Source organism: Neobacillus sp. BF23-41, from assembly GCF_041106275.1.
This window is the reverse complement of record NZ_JBGBPR010000018.1, coordinates 75,399-90,557: the sequence shown is the minus strand read 5'-3', so window position 1 is coordinate 90,557 and position 15,159 is coordinate 75,399. Positions and strand designations below refer to the sequence as shown.

13 protein-coding genes are annotated in these 15,159 nt (G+C 41.8%); 10 read left to right on the top strand and 3 right to left on the bottom strand.

Translation table 11 applies throughout. The features are described 5' to 3' along the window. The first annotated feature begins 345 nt into the window (after nucleotides 1-345). The 3 genes from AB7942_RS22400 to AB7942_RS22390 all read left to right on the top strand — a co-directional run bounded on the left by AB7942_RS22400 (nucleotide 346) and on the right by AB7942_RS22390 (nucleotide 2,991). Nucleotides 346-1,509, top strand: a complete 1,164-nt coding sequence (locus AB7942_RS22400) for an SEC-C metal-binding domain-containing protein (RefSeq protein WP_369448566.1) — start codon at nucleotides 346-348, stop codon at nucleotides 1,507-1,509. Between the two features lie 14 nt (nucleotides 1,510-1,523). After that, entirely contained in the window at nucleotides 1,524-2,513 is a 990-nt protein-coding gene (locus AB7942_RS22395) for a Gfo/Idh/MocA family protein (RefSeq protein ID WP_369448565.1), read from the top strand. A gap of 238 nt (nucleotides 2,514-2,751) precedes the next feature. Then, complete coding sequence (locus AB7942_RS22390) at nucleotides 2,752-2,991, top strand: hypothetical protein (protein WP_369448564.1); 240 nt, start codon at nucleotides 2,752-2,754, stop codon at nucleotides 2,989-2,991. Here AB7942_RS22390 and AB7942_RS22385 read toward each other — a convergent pair. Then, the gene (locus AB7942_RS22385) at nucleotides 2,988-3,470 is read right to left on the bottom strand and encodes a DUF2231 domain-containing protein (protein WP_369448563.1); all 483 of its coding nucleotides are present in this window, start codon (nucleotides 3,468-3,470) and stop codon (nucleotides 2,988-2,990) included. The genes AB7942_RS22390 and AB7942_RS22385 overlap by 4 nt on opposite strands. Nucleotides 3,471-3,774: 304 nt before the next feature. Between AB7942_RS22385 and AB7942_RS22380 the strand changes: the two genes are divergently transcribed. Together AB7942_RS22380 and AB7942_RS22375 are read left to right on the top strand one after the other, a co-directional pair. Next, nucleotides 3,775-4,080: a hypothetical protein gene (locus AB7942_RS22380; RefSeq protein WP_369448562.1), complete on the top strand. Its 306-nt coding sequence runs from the start codon at nucleotides 3,775-3,777 to the stop codon at nucleotides 4,078-4,080. 381 nt (nucleotides 4,081-4,461) lie between these two features. Then, nucleotides 4,462-5,157 carry a YoaK family protein gene (locus tag AB7942_RS22375; RefSeq protein ID WP_369448561.1) on the top strand — a complete coding sequence of 232 codons (696 nt, stop codon included), beginning with the start codon at nucleotides 4,462-4,464 and terminating at the stop codon, nucleotides 5,155-5,157. An 85-nt stretch (nucleotides 5,158-5,242) separates the two neighbouring features. On the opposite strand, the gene AB7942_RS22370 is transcribed toward AB7942_RS22375, so the two are convergent. Continuing rightward, entirely contained in the window at nucleotides 5,243-5,497 is a 255-nt protein-coding gene (locus AB7942_RS22370) for an HPr family phosphocarrier protein (RefSeq protein ID WP_335397698.1), read from the bottom strand. Nucleotides 5,498-5,857: 360 nt separating this feature from the next. On the opposite strand from AB7942_RS22370, the gene AB7942_RS22365 reads away from it, so the two are divergent. From AB7942_RS22365 to AB7942_RS22345, 5 genes are all read left to right on the top strand, one after another. After that, entirely contained in the window at nucleotides 5,858-6,199 is a 342-nt protein-coding gene (locus tag AB7942_RS22365; protein WP_369448560.1) for a heterocycloanthracin/sonorensin family bacteriocin, read from the top strand. A 175-nt stretch (nucleotides 6,200-6,374) separates the two neighbouring features. Beyond that, the gene (locus tag AB7942_RS22360) at nucleotides 6,375-8,345 is read left to right on the top strand and encodes a putative thiazole-containing bacteriocin maturation protein (protein ID WP_369448559.1); all 1,971 of its coding nucleotides are present in this window, start codon (nucleotides 6,375-6,377) and stop codon (nucleotides 8,343-8,345) included. After that, on the top strand, nucleotides 8,342-10,288 hold the full coding sequence (locus AB7942_RS22355; RefSeq protein ID WP_369448558.1) for a TOMM precursor leader peptide-binding protein: 1,947 nt from the start codon (nucleotides 8,342-8,344) through the stop codon (nucleotides 10,286-10,288). Before AB7942_RS22360 ends, AB7942_RS22355 begins: the two co-directional genes overlap by 4 nt. Before the next feature lie 24 nt (nucleotides 10,289-10,312). Next, nucleotides 10,313-11,890: a SagB family peptide dehydrogenase gene (locus AB7942_RS22350; RefSeq protein WP_369448557.1), complete on the top strand. Its 1,578-nt coding sequence runs from the start codon at nucleotides 10,313-10,315 to the stop codon at nucleotides 11,888-11,890. A gap of 95 nt (nucleotides 11,891-11,985) precedes the next feature. Then, complete coding sequence (locus tag AB7942_RS22345; protein WP_369448556.1) at nucleotides 11,986-13,785, top strand: S9 family peptidase; 1,800 nt, start codon at nucleotides 11,986-11,988, stop codon at nucleotides 13,783-13,785. A gap of 233 nt (nucleotides 13,786-14,018) precedes the next feature. Here AB7942_RS22345 and AB7942_RS22340 read toward each other — a convergent pair whose 3' ends face one another. Beyond that, entirely contained in the window at nucleotides 14,019-15,116 is a 1,098-nt protein-coding gene (locus tag AB7942_RS22340) for a Gfo/Idh/MocA family protein (RefSeq protein WP_369448555.1), read from the bottom strand. Nucleotides 15,117-15,159: the final 43 nt, after the last annotated feature.

The window sequence follows — 15,159 nt, the reverse complement described above, 5'->3', positions numbered from 1 at the left end:
AATGGAGCCTAAATAAAATGACTCCGGCACAATACCGGAGTCACTTATTAGCAGCTTAAAATATTCGGTCTTTTTTTAGACTGTCTATTTTATGGGTCACAGTTCATCGTGGCGAGGTTTTTCATTATTATAGCTTTCTATAACGATTGCTCCAGCTCATACCAATAATAACAAATCGTTTCCAGCCCTTTTTCAAAATTCTCTAAATGGAAATGCTCATTAGGAGCATATGGTTGGTGCCTGATACTTTTTTTCAATAGTGAAATGGTTCTTATTGGTGCTGAAATTAAAATGAAATATAATAGTAGGTAGGATGAGAAAAGTAGAGTGATGGGGGCTGATTTGATGACCTTTTTAGAAAAAATTAAACCGCACTTGATTAGCCATGATATATTAATTCAAGAAACGGTGCTTCATGCATTACACGATTATCCAAACGTCCCAGAAGAATGGACAATCGAATTATTGAAGGAAGCATTTAATAACCAGGACAAGCAATCCTCTATTTTAATCTACATAGAAAACATGAAAATCAATGAAGACGCTATCAAGGTTTTACTAGAAAATATGCCAAAGATGGACAAGACCAAGATCCACTTAGCGGTGAATTTGTTAGAGCGTATTGATCCAAAGCTCGCTCTAAAATATAGAGAGCAACTGCAAAGATACATTGGTGAGGATCGTTGGTCATTATATGAGCTAATCGTAAACGGGACGGAAGAAGAAGTGTGGAAAGAATATGAAAAAACAATAAATACTCTTGACCAAGCCGATTCTTATCAACATCCATTTTACATACAAGCTAAAAAACTGTCTGCATGCATCGTTCAAAATGGCTGGATTACCGAAGAGGAAATCGATATGATTATCCAAGAAGAATTAAAAGAGGATTGGTTTTCATTTAATGGAATCTTGACGGTTTATATGATTGGACAACTGAAACTAGACAAGCATATCCCATTTCTATCCAGTTTATTAGACCGTGATGAAGATATCTTATTAGAAGAGGCAGCATCGGCGTTAATTCGGTTTCAATCCGATGAGGTAGTCGAATCGGTGGGTCCTTATTTAAAGCAATCGGATTCGATTATTTTTGCCAGTTCCGTTATCGAAAATATTAAATCAGATCAGGCTGTTCAGGTTTTGAGAGAAGCCTATCAATATTCAGATGAACTCGAAGATCAGGATATGCTGATCGAAGCACTCTGTCATCAGCTTTCTAAAGATGCGCTTCCTGAAATTAGCGATCATATGAAAAAGGATTACTTCTCAAGCCTCGTAGATATTGAACAGACGGTTTATAGTTATTATTCCATTTTAGGCGAGCCACATCCTGAACTAATGGATTGGAAGCTTGCAGCACTTGGGAGAGAAATAGAATTTAGAAATGAAGGCAAGCAGAGTGGAATTTCCCGAAACGGTCCAATCTTAACGGAAAATAAAGTAGGGCGAAATGATCCGTGCCCGTGTGGAAGCGGCAAAAAATATAAAAAGTGCTGTGGCAAATAAGGAGATTAAGTGCGATGAAGTTTGATAAAGTTCGATGGGGGATCATTGGATGCGGTGATGTGACAGAAGTGAAAAGCGGTCCAGCCTTCCAAAAAATTAATAATTCTGAGTTGGTAGCCGTTATGAGAAGAACGGGGGGTCTTGCCAAAGATTATGCAAACCGGCACGATGTACCAAAGTGGTATGATAATGCGGATGAACTTATAAACGATCCTGAGATAGATGCTATCTATATTGCAACACCGCCAGGATCCCATAAGGAATATACAATCAAGGCAGCAAAGGCAGGGAAACCTGTTTATGTAGAAAAGCCAATGGCCCGCAATTTCGATGAATGCCAGGAAATGATTGCTGCTTGTGAGGAGGCAGGAGTCCCATTATATGTAGCTTACTATCGGAGGGCACAACAGCGATTTTTAAAAATAAAAGAGCTGTTGGAGAATGGGGCAGTTGGTGAGGTACGATTTGTATCATCAACACAATATCAAAAAGCTACGGAAGATGTGTTGGACCCACAACATCTTCCATGGCGAGTTCAACCGGAATTGGCAGGCGGGGGACTTTTTTTTGATCTAGCCAGCCATACACTTGATCTATTAGATTTTTTACTTGGACCGATTACGTCTGTGCAAGGATTTGCTTCCAATCAAGCAGGCTATTATCGTGCCGAAGATATTGTTACAGGTACATATCGGTTTGAATCTGGCGTCCATGGTGTCGGAAATTGGTGTTTTACTGCTTTTGAAAATGTCGATGTGAATGAAATCGTGGGGAGCCGAGGGAAAATCACCTTTTCCACTTTCGGAAACGAGCCCATTGTTTTTACGACAGCGAGCGGAACGGAGCAATGGAGTTTCGAGCGACCAGAGCACGTCCATCAACCACTTGTCGAAGCGATTGTAGCTGACTTAACAAGTGGTAGCCGTAATTGCCCTAGCAGTGGAGTGACAGGTGCCAGAACGAATTGGGTCATGGGAGAAATGGTGAAGAATTATTATCAGTAGTATGGGACTAGGATCAACCTATCACGGTTGGTCCTATTTTTTTATGTCCGTCCTCTTATGCCAGCGAAAGTGGTTGACCCTTTCAGATAATGGTTGGTGCCTGACACTTTTTTTTTATTTATTTTCAGTGTATTTAGTTGATGTAAGCGCATACATTGATAATGAGCACTGGAGGTGATGTTGTTGATCTATCCTTATGGGAATGATTATATTAAGTACTTAAACGATGAAGGTTCACATGGCATCACGTATGAACAATGGAAATTTAAAAATAGTAAACAATACTCAGACAAGTGTAGACAATGCGGACATGGGAAAAATCGGTTTCAACCATGTCCAAAGTGCAATTATTAAACGCCTAAGGCGTTTTTTTTTAGACAGGGGAAAGCTGATAATATCAAATGGTCAAATAAAAAAGCTTGGATTTTTGAGATACCAAGCTTTTTTAATGTATGAAGGTATGAAAAAAATTTATTAATTATCGTGATTGAATGTTTCTGTTTTAGGAGGATTTACATATTTTCCATCCATTTTGACACCCACACCCTGATCATAGACCATTTTCCCGCCAAAGTACCCAACCGCAAGGATGCTGGCAGAACAAATTAAGGTAAGCAGACAATACATCACAAGTGAAGCCTTATGAAACTCTTTCTTTTTAAATATAAAGAAAACACGGAATGCGACGACAAGAAAAGCAAGGACGGCGGCAATATCCGCCAAGCTTTCGTGATACTCGAAAACATTTGTATTTCCTCTAGCATCGTGCTCGGGTCCAGTGCCAATTGCTATCCAAGCACTAATAAACGCAACGGTCCACAGCCAAAAACCTTTCTTCGGTGAAAATCTACGCTTTGTTACCATCCAAAATAAATCATAACATGTAGCGATAATGATTAAAGCAATCGGAAAATGCACCATAATGGGGTGAATATGTGACATTAATTCTTCAAACATTTCCTTTCCTCCTCTTTTAAAAGATGGATCGATGAGCTTAAAAGAATGCTGGACTAGCTAAATAGTACAATAAAATTATGAAAATTGTGTGAAAATGGTAACTGAAACAATTATGTTTATCCTAGGTGTTCAAAAAAATTTCTTTTTCTATTCTCCGCAATAATCATTCTTATGGTAAAAATGCTGTGGAAGGATGATCGAATGTTTTTTCATAGTTGTTATTGGATATGAAAATAATATGTTTGAGTTAAGGATCGGATAAAACAGACGAGCTGCATTTTTAGAAAGAAAGGAAGTACTTATAATGGAAAACTCAATTGAGAAATTACAAAAGTTGCACGAATCGGTACAAAGATTGGAGTCGGTGTTACAAGAGGTATGGAGTTTGGTTGACGCAATTGGTGAGGATGATCAGTTCAATGACCTTTTAAATAAAGCCAAAAAATATCATTCAAAGAAACAAAGCACAGATGAAAGTATGGAGGAACTAATAGTCAGGCTGGATGAATACGATAATTGCATGGAGCAAATTCCAGAAGACGGGACGGCGGCTGTCGATTTTGAGGATGCGATTGCAGAACTTATCGATTGGATGAGGAATAATCAATAATAATGGGTTGTAAAACCGGGGACTAACTAATTGGGGTTAGTCTCTTTTTCTTTGGAATCCTTCTATTCGCTGATAGAAATGGCAAACTTTGATAAATTTCGTGATTCGCCCATTGAATGCGAAAATTCGCTCATAAAATGCAAAAATCCGCTCATAAAATCTAAAACTGCAAAAACGCCTGAATTTTTTTAGGAAAATAATAAAAATTTCACCTCAAATTCCCGTGTTGAACAATTAAATTTTCGTTTATTGTCAAAAATGCGGGAACTTTTCATTATAATTCATGATATTTTAAGAAAATCAGGATTTAATATTGCCGTTTTCTCAAACCATCTAGGAAATACTATTGAGGTTAGTAAATTGAAACAAGGAGATCGCATAGTGAAAGATAAAATCCCCTCATTATCGTCCAACTCATTTTATTTGGGTATTTTGTTAGCGGTCGTTGGAGGTTTTTTAGATGCCTATACTTTTATCAGCAGAGACGGCGTATTTGCCAATGCCCAAACAGGAAATATGGTCCTGCTCGCTGTAAAAGCAGCGAACAGGGAATGGCTTGGCTCGATGCTTTATATCCCGCCAATTTTAGCATTTATCTTAGGTGTTTTAGTATCAGAAATGGCGAAAATTCCTCGTGTTAGACAAGTTTTACACAGCTATAGAAGGTCAATTCTTATCTTAGAATGCCTTGTATTAATTATTGTAGGTCTATTACCACGAAGTGTGCCGAACATCGTAGTAACTGTATGTATCGCATTTGTATCCTCTTTACAAATTTCTACTTTTAATAAAATCGACAAGTGGGCTTACAATTCAACCATGACAACAGGAAATCTTCGGACGGCAACCCAAGCAGCCTATTTGGCCTTAAAAGAAGATAATGATGAAGCAAAAAAACAATTCAAGGAATTTTTTGTGATCATTCTTTCTTTTTTATTTGGCGCGTTGACCGGGACATTTTCCACCACCTACATTGGGAACACCTCTATTTGGATTGCGTCTGGGATTTTAGTGATCGCACTTATTTTGTATCACCGGGATCGAGGGTATATAAGCAAGTACTTAACGTTAAGATAGAATGTTAGTTGCCTAGTACTTGTGAAGAAGAGGCTGGAACAAAGGAGAACCAGCCTCTTCCTGTCTTCCTATTGATATCTTCCCACTAAACCATTTCCAACGTATGAATTACCTCTCTGAGTGCTTCTATTTCATCATCCCCGGAAACTTCTAATATAATTTCTGCCTGTTTAGGGATCGCTAATGATAAAACGCCGAGTACCGATTTTACATTAACCTTCCGTCCTTTATAAGTAAGAAAGATATCAGCATTAAATCGAGAAGCGTTTTGAACTAATTGATTGACCGGCTGAGCATATAAACCTGCATTTCTGTTGATTGTCACTGTTTGTTGTATCATGATTTTCCTCCTTGGCTGCGAAGTTGTAGCATCTGTAAATAATGCACCTTTCTTATGTATGAAACTACGTCACTAAAAATGCACCATTGACTCAATATGGGCCATTTTGTGTGGTAGTCCTTCTGCGCTGCCTATTGAGTTCCCTAGTACTTTAGTTTAAATCTAGTAATTTGAATGAATGTCCAATAAAAATAGGCTTTTGAATCAGTAGCAATACCCAGCCAAAGTTCATATTTTGATGGAGAGAGTACTTGATGCATGGGTGAATTCACCTGTTATACACCTATTTATCAGATTATGTTTGTTCTGTTTCCCCTTTCATGTGCTAGCACAAATTGTTGATTTAAAAAAGACGGAGGTATGAAAATGAATCCTTTCCTAAATGAACTCCAAATGTTGAATGTTGGCGATTTCCAAGCGAGTCAGGCAGTTCCTTTTGACTATAACCAATACTACATTGATGATCAGTCCCGACAATTCGGTGGTATGGGCGGTATTGGCGGTATTGGTGGTATTGGTGGTATAGGCGGTTTTGGCCGTTGTTTTAGCTGCTTTAGCTGTTTTAATTGCTTTAACTGCTTTAACTGCTTTAACTGCTCTAGTTGTTTCCGTTGCTCTAGTTGCTTTAGGTGTTCTAATTGCTCTCATTGCTCTAATTGTGGCGGCGGCCATCGATGCGGTGGAGGTCGGTGCGGCGGTTAATCGTTCGATTTTTCTAATGTAAAACTGATTGTTAAGGAGAAGAGGCCGTCACTGCGTGAGTTTTTGCAGAGCCTCTTCTCTTTTAGCTTAGACATAAGGGACAAATTGCGGTACATAGAATTATAGTGAAGTGATGTTACAGAATGGAGTAAAGCTACGGCTAAGGAGGAGCGAAATGACAAGTTTGAACCCTTCTATGCGTCTGAAAGTGAAAAGGGACACGTTTTTTCTCCCCGATTCAAACAACGGTGTGTATTTTCGGAACAACATTAGCTCGTTCCGTATGGAAGGCAGTACGATCGATCAGTGGGTTGAAAAGCTGATACCGATGTTCAACGGGGAGTACACTTTGGGGAATTTAACAGAGGGATTGCCGGGCCCATACCGAGATCGAGTGTATGAAATTGCAGAAGTGCTGTATCGAAATGGGTTTGTCCGTGATGTAAGTCAAGACCATCCGCATCAATTGGAGGATCAGGTTCTTAAAAGGCATGCTTTTCAAATTGAATTTGTCGACAGTTTTGTCGATTCGGGAGCGTACCGTTTTCAAACCTATCGTCAGGCCAAAGTGTTGGCAGTTGGCTCAGGTCCTTTTTTTGTTTCGTTAGTTTCTTCTTTAATTGAATCCGGATTGCCCAAGTTCAAATTGCTAATCACTGACACGGTACCGACTAATAGACGGCGGTTAACGGAACTCGTGGCACATGCCCGTAAGACAGACCCTGAGGTGGAGGTAGAGGTAGAGGAGATCAACCTTAAGGACGAAGGGGTAAATTTTTGGCGGGAGAGTGTGCAACCGTTTGATTCAATTTTGTATGTGTCACAGGAAGGCAATTTAGAGGAACTGCGGCTTCTTCATACGGTTTGTGGGGAAGAGAAAAAGGCATTCCTCCCTGCTATTTGCTTACAGCAGGTAGGAATAGCGGGTCCGTTAGTGAATCCAGATTCTGAGGCGAGCTGGGAGTCTGCTTGGCGCCGCATGCACCAATCTGTGCTATTCAAAGACCAGCAAATTACTGCTTTCTCTTCCACTGCCGGCGCAATGTTGGCCAATGTAATCGTATTTGAATTGTTTAAAGAGGTTACAGGAGTAACCGAACTGGAACAAAAGAATCAATTCTATTTGCTTGATCTTGATACGTTGGAAGGACACTGGCACTCGTTTATTCCCCATCCACTGGTGACTGGACGAATATCGACTGAATGGGTAGAAGATTTCGATAGGCGGATTGAACAGGGATTAAGCAGTGGTGAGCCGAGTGAATTGCTACTTTTTTTCCACCAATTGACATCAAAAGAGTCAGGGATTTTCCATATTTGGGAGGAGGGAAATTTAAAGCAACTTCCGTTAGCTCAGTGTCGTGTTCAGGCAGTCGACCCTTTATCTGACGGACCGGCTAAGCTGTTAGGAGACATTGTCTGTTCAGGACTGACACATGAGGAGGCTCGAAGGGAAGCCGGTTTTGCTGGGATTGAAGCCTATGCGTCACGAATGGTCGATTTGCTCGCTACGAGGCTACTTCCACATCAGGAAGTAGAGGGTAGAATGCTAGATTTGCAGGAATTTGTTGGGGTTGGGACTGGGGAAACGTTTGAGGAAGGAGTTTGCCGCGGGTTGCAAAAGTGTTTGGCCGAAGAGCTTAACAATCAACAGCGTAATCAGAAGATATCTGTCTCTCGGGTGCAGTTGAGTGCTGTAGAAGATGATCGCTGCCGGTTTTATTTGCAGGCGCTGACTACAATGCAGGGGGCACCAGTTATCGGTTTAGGTGAAGAAGTGTCAGGTTTCCCTGTGATATGGCTCGGTACGAGTCAGGGATGGTATCGTAGTGTAGATTTGAATATAACAATGGCGTTACGCAATACGTTACTACAGGCACTTACCAAAGTCCAAAACCCAGAAGCTTGCCTAACGGCGCAAGTGTTTGATGTATCTTCCTTGCTTCTGGAAGAAATGGTGCCGCTAAGCTTAGTAATCCCTGCTTGTGAAGAGAGGATAAAATCCGAGAACTTGCAGTCCGCTATGGAAGTCTTGGAACGAGATCATAAGCGGCTCTCGGTGTTCGAACAAGAAATAGAACCATTTTTGAAAGAAGGATTGGCAGGGGTGTTTGGTGTTTTGCTTCGAGAGGAGGAATCTAGGTGAGCGCTGTCGTGTTGGTTGTTGGAGAAGGGGTGGTGGCGGACAGTGTATGCGAAGAACTGTTCGCTCATTACCATGTAGTTCGCCAGACCGAATTCGAGGCAGTTGTACCGAAAAAAACTGATTTGGCACTGGTGCTTCAGGATGCCTGGAATCCTTCTGTTCATCAAAAGGCAGAAGAGATATTTCGACTAACAGGCACACCCTGGCTGAGAGGCTTCGTTTCATTTGGAAAGGGTGTAGTGGGGCCGCTAATTCGACCAGGGACGCCCGGGTGTTCTCAGTGTGCGGATATGAGACGTCTTATGGCTGGACGCGACCGTAAAGAGATGTGGGAGATGAAGCAGAGGCTGAAGGAATACGGAGGTATGCAGACTGAAGGCTGGGCATCCTCCACAGGACTCTTGCAGGTGTCATACCAGATCAGGGCAGAGGTACAGCGAATTTTGCAGGGTGATCAAGCACTTTCGGAAGAACAGGTATGTTTAATTAATTTGAAAACATTAAAGAGTTCATGGCATTCCTTTCTTCCTGACCCGCTGTGTCCGGTTTGCTGCCATCTACCAGACGATTCGGAGGACGCTGCTCAAATCTCATTGCAGCCAAGTCCGAAGATCAGCCTAGACAGTTACCGCTGCCGTTCGTTGGATGATCTGAATAAAGTTTTAGTTAAAGACTACCTAGATCATCGAACGGGCCTTTTGAATGGTAAAATGGTTGACCTCGTGCCGCCATTTGCTGATGTCAGTGTGAATCTTCCTTTGTTCGAGGGGGATGAGGGAACAGCAGGCAGGACAAATTCATATGAGGTAAGTGAGTTGACAGCCATTTTAGAAGGACTCGAGCGGTACTGCGGTCTGGAGCCACGCGGGAAACGTACAGTCGTCTTTGATAGTTTCAGCAATTTGAAAAATAATGCGCTCAATCCTATGAAAGTAGGTGTGCATGCAAAGGAACAGTATGAGCAGCATGGTTTTCCCTTTCAACCGTTTAATCCTGAACGACCAATGAATTGGGTATGGGGTTATTCGTTTTTGAAAGAGCGGCCGATTCTTGTGCCAGAATTGCTAGCCTATTACAGCTTGGGCTGCGGCCAGCGTGGATTTGTCTATGAAACTTCCAACGGATGTGCATTAGGCGGAAGTTTGGAGGAGTCTATTTTTTACGGAATTATGGAAGTGGTGGAGCGTGATTCATTTCTAATGACTTGGTACGCGCAGCTGAACCTGCCGCGTCTTGACCCATCCTCAGCTAATGACCAAGAATTGCAGTTAATGATCGAACGTATGCGGTCGGTCGCGGGATATGATCTTTATTTGTATAACTCGACGATGGAGCACGGAATTCCAAGTATTTGTGCGATTGCAAAAAACAAGAAGCAAAAGGGAGTGAATCTCATCTGTGCCGCTGGCGCCCATCTCGACCCTGTAAGGGCGGTAAAAAGTGCGGTTCATGAGTTGGCTGGCATGATGCTGACGCTTGATGAGAAATTGGAGTCTAACCAGGAAGAGTATAGCCGAATGCTGCAAGATTCATCTCTGGTGCAACAGATGGATGATCATGGTATGCTGTACGGTTTGCCGCAAGCGGAAGATCGCCTGGATTTTTTACTTGAAGATAATCGTCCATTGCGAACATTTGCCGAGGAATTCAAGTGGAAATCGGGTCATATGGACCTTACAGATGATCTGCTGGACATACTTAAAGTTTTTCGCCCATTAAATCTTGATGTGATTGTGGTGGACCAGACGGCACCAGAATTGAAACGGAACGGATTGTATTGCGTGAAAGTGCTGATTCCGGGGATGCTGCCGATGACATTCGGACAACATCTTACCCGTGTAACTGGGCTGGAGCGTGTTCTCAGGGTACCGATGGAACTCGGATTTTCAAAACAACCGCTGACACTTGAACAATTAAACCCACATCCGCATCCGTTTCCATAAGAGGCGAACTAGGAGGCAAGGAGGATGAGTCTAGACGAGTTTTTGCACAATCTGCATTTTGACATTGATAAGGCAAGTGTGCCTAACTGGGAAGTGGATTGGGAAGATGCGCCACTTTCTTATAAGCTCTACAGTGGTTTACCTGAGGTACCATTTTCTCTAGAAGTACCGCTGACACTTGAAGGACAAGAACCGCCCGCAAAGCCTGATCTTCGTAAGGTCGGTCATTTCCTCTGGTATGTATACGGCCTTACTCAAGTTAGCCAGTCAGTCTTTCCCTTGGATTCCAAAGATAAAACGGCGAATCTAGTACAGTCATATCGGCGATTCGCTCCTTCCGGCGGGGCATTGTATCCAAACGAATTATACGTTTATCTAAAGGTAGAGGATTCGCCTGTTGGGATGTACCATTATGATGTCGCCCATCACCGCTTGGTATTGTTGCGAGAAGGAAATTTCGATTCATATATCGCCCGTGCTCTTGGTAACCGCTGTGATATATCTTCCTGCTTTGGAACTGTATTTGTGTCAACCATGTTTTGGAAAAATTTCTTTAAATACAATAACTTTTCTTACCGTCTGCAAGGGTTAGATGCTGGTGTGGTTATCGGACAGTTACTGGAAGTAGCAAAACGTTTTGGCTTTGCATCAGGGGTTTACTTTCAGTTTCTAGATCGGGCCATTAACCATCTTGTTGGGCTTTCCGAACAGGACGAGAGTGTTTATGCGGTAATCCCGCTTTCAGTAGAACCTACAATTTGGTCTACTAAAGGGAGTGAAAAAGAAGGTTTTGTCTCTGCCGCCGAATTGTGCCGAGAGTTAACAGCGATTCAGCCCCATCATTACATCCGGTCACGGAGGGTTAAAGAGTATCCAATGTTAACAATGTTGAATGAAGCGTCCATGCTTGATTCAACGCAAGCGTTTCGGCTGATCGAGGCGAAAGGGAGTTTGAATGGTGACGGTCATGCGGAAGAGCTGCCTCACGTGAACCGGTTGTCATATGATCTGGCGTCGGTCTGCCGCAAGCGATTTTCTCCAGACATGGATTTTGTTTTGGGGAAGGTAAGTCAACATCAGCTGGCCGTTCTGCTTCAGGAGGCGATAGCTTCCTTCTCGTATCGTAATGATTTGGATGAAGCACATAGGAAGAGCGAGCCTCGTGTCTCTTTGTATGGCTGTTTATATAATGTTGAAGGTATTCCAAATGGTGCCTATCATTATGACAGTGCTGCTCATGCGTTACGACTGGTGGATCTCGGTGATTATCGACTCCTATTGCAATCCGGAATGTCTCTAGATAATGTGAATTTGCTCCAAATACCTCTCTGCTTACATGTGGCAGGAGACAGGGAATCATTCAGAACGGCACTGGGTTACAGAGGATACCGGATCCAACAAATGGAAGCAGGCATGCTAGTACAACGATTACTGTTAGCGGCGTCAGCCCTCGGAATGGGGGGGCACCCACTCCTTGGTTTTGATGCAAACTTGAGTGATCAGATTTACAAGATGGAACCACTAGGAAAAACTAGTCTAATCCAAATTCCAATTGGTCCCTATCGACATCGACCTTGGTTGAAGGGAAGTTTGCATAGTTAGGATTAATAGGGTTACTTTAGTTCTAAGGTTATTGAAGTTTTTCATATTCACCTGAGTGATTCAAAAAATAACTTAATTGGATGGGGGGGATGTTTATGGATGCCATTGGTATAGAACCGTATTTGCATGTTCGTTTTGCCAAAAATCCAGTATACGATCCAATTGGCCACAAGTTAAGCTTTATCGCAGATTATACTGGTTTGCCACAGGTTTGGGAACTTAATATAGGGGAAGGGTGTGAAGGATGGCCTGTCCAAACTTCCTTTACAAAGGAAAGAATCACCTTTATTAGCTATCTTAATGGCAAATCTAATTTGATTATTGGTATGGATGTTGGCGGAAATGAAAATCAGCAATTGTACTTACTTAAGGGAGAAGGGAAACTAATCGAGTTGACAAACTCACCAGACCATATACACCGTTACGGCGGAAGCTCTCCAGATGGAAAATGGATTGCCTGGTCGAGTAATCGCCGTAATCCAGCCTTTTTTGATATCTATATTCAAAATCTGGAATCGTTGGATATTCGTCTTTTGAATTCTGGTGATGGAATATTTTCAGCGGTTAAATGGTCTCCTGACGGTAAATCCATTTTGGTCCAGAAAATAAATTCCCCTCTAGATAATGATTTGTGCATAATCGACCTTTCAACAGGAGATATGAACTGGTTAACAGAACATACAGGGGAAGCAAGTTTTAAAGATGCCCATTTTAATAAAGATGCGGACCATATATATGTATTAACGAATAAAAACAATGAATTCTATGGGCTTGCTCTTATAAATTTAAATACCAAAAATCTCGAGTGGCTAGAGCTGGGAAAGTGGGATTTTGAGAATTTGGCCATGAATAGTGATAAAAATTTGTTAGCTTATTCGATAAATGTGGGAGGAATTTCAAAGGGAGTACTTTTAGACATAAATCGAAGTTACCTTTATACATGGGAAACTCCCATTGGAGTCATATCAAATCTAAAGTTTTCCCCAGATAGCCAAAAACTAGCGTATGTGTTTAAGGGACCGACATATCCCTCAGATATATGGGAACTTGACCTAAAGACCATTCAGGCAGAGAGGCTTACGTATGTTTCCCGTTCACCAGTCCTGGAACATAAATTAGTTGAGCCGGAGCTTATATCCTTTCGTTCTTTTGATAACCTCGAGATTCCTGCCTTTTATTCGAAGCCGAGAGATTCCACTGAAAAACATCCTGTTGTTATATACATTCATGGCGGGCCAGAGAGTCAAGCACGTGTGGTATACAACCCAATTCAGCAGTATTTACTAAACCAGGGTTATGCCGTGTGTACACCAAACATTCGAGGAAGTACAGGTTACGGAAAAACATTTACACATTTGGATGATGTCCGAAAAAGAATGGACGCTTTAAAGGATCTCATTTATTTAGTGGAGTGGCTAAAGGCGAAGGGGAACGTAGATCCTAAAAAAATCGGGATCATGGGCGGGAGCTATGGCGGGTTTATGGTTCTTGCCGCCATCAGTCACTATCCACAGCTTTGGTCTGCTGCTATTGATATTGTGGGAATGTCCAGCCTTAGAACATTCCTTCAAACAACAAGTCCATGGCGTAAGAAGCACAGGGAGAGTGAATACGGAACAATAGAAAGAGACGGAGAATTTTTTGATAGAATTGATCCATTGAATTATTCAGATCGAATTACCACCCCATTATTAGTAATTCACGGGAAGGGCGATCCGCGTGTCCACATAAGAGAATCTGAGCAAATGGTCAACAAGCTAAAAGAACGGCAACACGCAGTTGACTTTATTTGCTTTGAAGACGAAGGCCATTCCATTGACAAACAAAAAAATAAAATTACTGCCTATAAGGCAATGGTAAATTTTCTCGATCGATATATCGGTAATGGATCATAACTCGGGTGAGGGTTATAAATTAGCCCAAGAGTAGCGGGTACGGCAGTTGTTGATTTTGAAGTTGAAATCGCAGAACTTATTGAAGGGATGATAAATAATCAGTAAAACACGCAACAATGGAACTAATTTACTTAAGGAAATCGAGAGGATTTAATTACTTTATCACAGAAAATAGGAAAGAGTCTCCAAACACAGGGAGACTCTTATTTATCTATGAAAGAATGTAATCTATATTACTTAGAAAACTGTAGGTCTTCAGATACTGATTCAGGTTCGTCACAGGTACTTTCCATGATATAGTGTTTTCCATTTTCTGATGACTCATGGAGTCCGTGCATTGCTTCTAGGACATGGTACGCTAATTCGCCATTGGCTCGATAGTTTCCGCCTTCGAGGATCGCCTTGGCCATATCTGCGACACCAAGTCCTCTGCAGTTTTGATCGTACCCAGAAGTCAGCGGGACCTCCACAAATTCTTTTTCGTCACGTTTTCTTACCCGAACAGGACCGCCAAATGTATTTGGATCTGGAACGAGTATCGTACCTTGACTTCCATAGATTTCAATAGGTGGCAGCGATGTTCCGCCAAAGGCGTCAAAGCTGGTTGTAATGGTCCCGATGACACCTGAGGTAAAATCAATCACACCGGAAAGATGGGTAGGGGTAGAGACTTGAATTTCTGTTCCTGCTTTAGGTTTACTAATCACGGTTCGTTTTGGATAACTAATACGAGCGGATCCAGAAATTCGGTTAATAGGTCCTAACAATGCTATTAATGCTGTTAAATAATAAGGACCCATATCAAACATTGGTCCGCCGCCGGTCTCATAATAAAAGGCAGGGTCTGGGTGCCAATGTTCATGTCCACGGCAAATCATGAAGGCTGAAGCACCAACAGGGACACCAATTTCTCCTTTTTCAATTAATTGGATTGCTGTTTGAATACCAGCACCCAAGAAGGTGTCAGGTGCACTCCCAACTAATAGATGATGCTTCTTGGCTGTTTCTAGAATTTGTTTACCTTCCTTACATGTAACAGCAAGCGGTTTTTCCGTATAAACATGTTTTCCTGCTTCGAGTGCTTGAATACAAACTAAGGCATGAGCTTTTGGAATCGTTAAATTAATGACTAGTTCAATTTCAGGGTCTGAAAGCAGTTCCGCGACAGAACAAGCTTTTGGAATCCCGAATTTCTCAGCCTGAGCTTGTGCACGCTGTAAATCTAAATCCGCACAGGCAACAAGCTCAAGGTTAGAGAATTTCTGACAATTTTCCATATAAATAGAACTAATATTTCCGCATCCAATGATGCCGATTTTAAGCCTTTTCATTATTGGTTCCTCCGGTTTAATATTCTTGGTCATAGTAAAAATC